At 41.2% G+C, this 3,137-nt stretch carries 4 protein-coding genes and 1 pseudogene; 4 read left to right on the plus strand and 1 reads right to left on the minus strand.

Annotation, left to right across the window (positions count from 1 at the left end; genetic code table 11):
• The 4 genes and pseudogenes from F6J94_RS32275 to F6J94_RS32290 all read left to right on the plus strand — a co-directional run.
• Window positions 1-222: pseudogene (locus tag F6J94_RS32275) on the plus strand (glycosyltransferase family 2 protein); the annotation flags it as partial.
• Window positions 223-633: 411 nt separating this feature from the next.
• Window positions 634-1,242, plus strand: coding sequence for a hormogonium polysaccharide biosynthesis acetyltransferase HpsU (gene hpsU / locus F6J94_RS32280; RefSeq protein ID WP_293047699.1), 609 nt, complete (start codon window positions 634-636; stop codon window positions 1,240-1,242).
• Window positions 1,243-1,264: 22 nt separating this feature from the next.
• Window positions 1,265-1,399 (plus strand): hypothetical protein, encoded by a 135-nt coding sequence (locus tag F6J94_RS32285; RefSeq protein WP_293047701.1) that lies wholly within the window; start codon window positions 1,265-1,267, stop codon window positions 1,397-1,399.
• A 30-nt stretch (window positions 1,400-1,429) separates the two neighbouring features.
• A complete protein-coding gene (locus F6J94_RS32290) occupies window positions 1,430-2,167 on the plus strand; it encodes a hypothetical protein (RefSeq protein WP_293047704.1) in 738 nt (245 codons plus the stop codon).
• 271 nt (window positions 2,168-2,438) lie between these two features.
• Here F6J94_RS32290 and F6J94_RS32295 read toward each other — a convergent pair.
• Window positions 2,439-3,137 (minus strand): glutathione S-transferase C-terminal domain-containing protein (locus tag F6J94_RS32295; RefSeq protein ID WP_293047706.1); only part of this gene is annotated, 699 nt, incomplete at its 5' end.

Here is a 3,137-nt window from a genome sequence, read left to right on the forward strand (position 1 = left end):
TAACCAATACTGCGGTTTATTTTGTTTTACTTTATACAGCTGGGCTTTTTAGATGGAAAAGCTGGGTACATTTATGGACGCCTGTTGAGTCAGTATGAGTATCAAATTGGTGTCAAACTCTATGAGTTACAAAAGTTTAGCGGTAAGCTGAATGTAGAAAAAACTGAACCAGTACAGACACCAGTAACGCCAAAGCCATCAGTTGTCTCTCCAAATACCTGAGACTCCATTTTGAATTAAGAATTAAGAATGTAGAATTAAGAATTAAGAATTAAGAATGTAGAATTGAGAATGTAGAATTGAGAATGTAGAATTGAGAATGTAGAATTAAGAATGTAGAATTAAGAATGTAGAATTGAGAATTATACATTCTGCATTCTAAGCACCTACACAGAATTAATTACCGAATCGCCATCTCTGTAACCTTTACATTGTAAGGCTTTGAGTTTTATGAAATGTGTAATTAATTTTGTGTACCTCCTTACATTCGGCCTTATAAATTCTGCCTGCCTTCTAAATTCTGGCTACCTTATAAATTCTGCCTGCCTTCTAAATTCTAAATTCTAAATTCTAAATTCTAAATTCTAAATTCTAAATTCTAAATTCTAAATTCTTCATTCTTAATTCTTCATTATGACTAATGACTTAAGTAAACTACCAGCTTTAGATTTAGCACCCTTAGTTGATTTACGGCAGTACGACCAATCTTGGTTTGACCGAGGACGTCCGGGCTGGTTAATCTTACTCTGGTGGTTGGTGCAAGCGATCGCATTTCCCTTAAGTCCTCATAACTTCAATGGCTTCCGCCGATGGCTGCTACAACTATTTGGAGCCAAAATTGGTACTAATGTCATTATTCGACCCACTGCTCGTTTTACTTACCCGTGGAAAGTAGAAGTTGGTGAGTACAGTTGGATTGGGGATGATGTGGTTTTCTACAGCTTGGATAGAATTCGCATTGGTAGTCATTGCGTGATTTCTCAAAAATGTTACCTCTGTACTGGTAGCCACGATATGAAAGACCCAGCCTTTGGTTTAATCACATCTGAGATTAATATTGGTAACGGAGCCTGGATTGCCGCCGATTGCTTTGTTGCTCCGGGTGTCCACATTGGAGCTAATGCGGTAATTGGTGCTCGCAGCAGTGTTTTTAGTAATATCCCAGAGCAGCAAGTATGCTGGGGAATACCAGCAGGTCCGCGCTATCGAAGGGAAATCCAGGAAATAGGGAGTAGGGAGTAGGGAGTAGGGAGTAGGGAGTAGGGTGAAAAGTGTGGGAAGTGTGGGAAGTGTGGGGAGGGTGGGGAGATGGGGAGATCTTACAAGGGTAAGTAAAGCAGATCCGGAAAAATTGCTGGATAAGTTTCCGGATTTTCATTTTGCCAAAAGAAAAAGATAGTGGACCACTTTAAGTCAGGATTCCATAGTCATGGTTCACAAATTCATTTTCCAAGGTTCAGCTTACCTGTTGTCAGCGTCCGTGATGTGGCAAATGCTTCCCGCAAAAGCCGGAATAGTACCTCGGAAGCATGACAATAGCAATGTTAGCACCTTCGAGATTGCTGGATTATTCGATGAGCTCCGCCAAATCCGTCGAGATGTTCAAGAGGTAACCAATACCATTCGTGAAGGCAGGCGTATAATCCAAGGCACACGCGGAGTGGTTGATGAGTTTGATCAACTTGGGGACGACCTCAACTCTGGACGAGTGGTAAAGTCTTCTAACAATAATCCCTGTCGCAAAAATGGGTCTCAGAAATCCGTTGCTATCAATGAGCAGGTGATTTGCACCAAAGAGGGAGCCTATGAGTTAAGTCAGGAATTGCGTAAGGTACTGATGATGACACAAACTCGAAACCTATATATTGATGAGTTTTACGGCACGTTTTTGGACAAAGTCTTTAATCGTCCTGTTGAGTTTATGTTCGAGAATAAGGAGGAGATGACTTTAGAGAATCTTACGAAGGTGCTTGCTCTCTATGATCAGAAACGGTGGGATTATAGCAAAATCACACAGATTCTTTTCTCTCCCTCTACTAGTAAGGCTACCTTGATGTTTGGAAAACGCACCGAACCGGAAATTGTATCTGTCCCTGATTCCCTTGGTGAGTTTTCAGATTCCGTATTTAAAATCAAATCTAAGTCTCCTTTCTTGAATCAAGAATAACTTGATAGGTAAGTTATCAGCGGTCAGTGGTCAGTGGTCAGCAGTCAGCCATCAGCGGTCAGCGGTCAGCGGTCAGCCATCAGCTGTGGCACAGGCTTCTAGCCTGTGACTTAACTCAGATTAAACCAATGCTTACCTGTTTTATTCAAAAGCATCTCAAGTACACATTAGCTGATAGCTGATAGCTGATAGCTAATAGCTGAAAGCTGATAGCTGATAGCTGATAGCTGATAACTAATAGCTGATAACTGATAACTAATAGCTTATCGCCTTAATCACTAAAACTAATTTGTGGTCCTTTTGGAACAATACCAGAGGGATTAATAAACGGATGACTCCTATAATAATGCTGCTTAATGTGGTCAATATTACAAGTTTCTTCTACCCCTGGCTGATGATAAAGGTCTTTGAGATAATTCCACAAATTGGGATAATCCAGAATTCGTTGCCAATTACATTTGAAATGGAAATAGTAAACTGAGTCAAAGCGTAGCAGAGTGGTAAACATACACCAATCGGCTTCTGTAATGCGATCGCCACAGAGATAACGCTGTTTAGCTAATACCCCTTCCCAATAGTCAAGGGCATCAAAGAGGTCAGTTACTCCTTCCTCATAAGCTTGCTGAGTAGTAGCGAATCCAGCTCGATACACACCATTATTAATAGGTTGGTAAATGGCATCAATGGTTTTATCAATCTCTTCCCGTAAATTCTCCGGATAAAAGCTGATATCCGACTGAGCAATCCCGTCGAACTCGATGTCAAACATCCGAATAATCTCACGGGATTCATTATTAACAATCGTGCCAGTTTCCTTATCCCAAAGTACTGGAACTGTCACCCGTCCGGTACAGTTAGGGTCACCTTTGATATAAACTTCCCGCAGATAGCGAGCACCATTGACTGTATCAGGGATACAACCAGGCCCATCGGAGAATTCCCATCCATCTTTATCCATCAATGGGTCAAC

It is taken from the genome of Moorena sp. SIO1F2 (genome assembly GCF_010672755.1).
In the GTDB taxonomy this organism is placed as follows: Bacteria; Cyanobacteriota; Cyanobacteriia; order Cyanobacteriales; family Coleofasciculaceae; genus Moorena.

Bases quoted from the DNA above. Each gene is read 5' to 3' on its own strand.
- hpsU (WP_293047699.1), top strand. From the start codon at position 634: ATGACTAATGACTTAAGTAAACTACCAGCTTTAGATTTAGCACCCTTA.
- F6J94_RS32290 (WP_293047704.1), top strand. From the start codon at position 1,430: ATGGTTCACAAATTCATTTTCCAAGGTTCAGCTTACCTGTTGTCAGCG.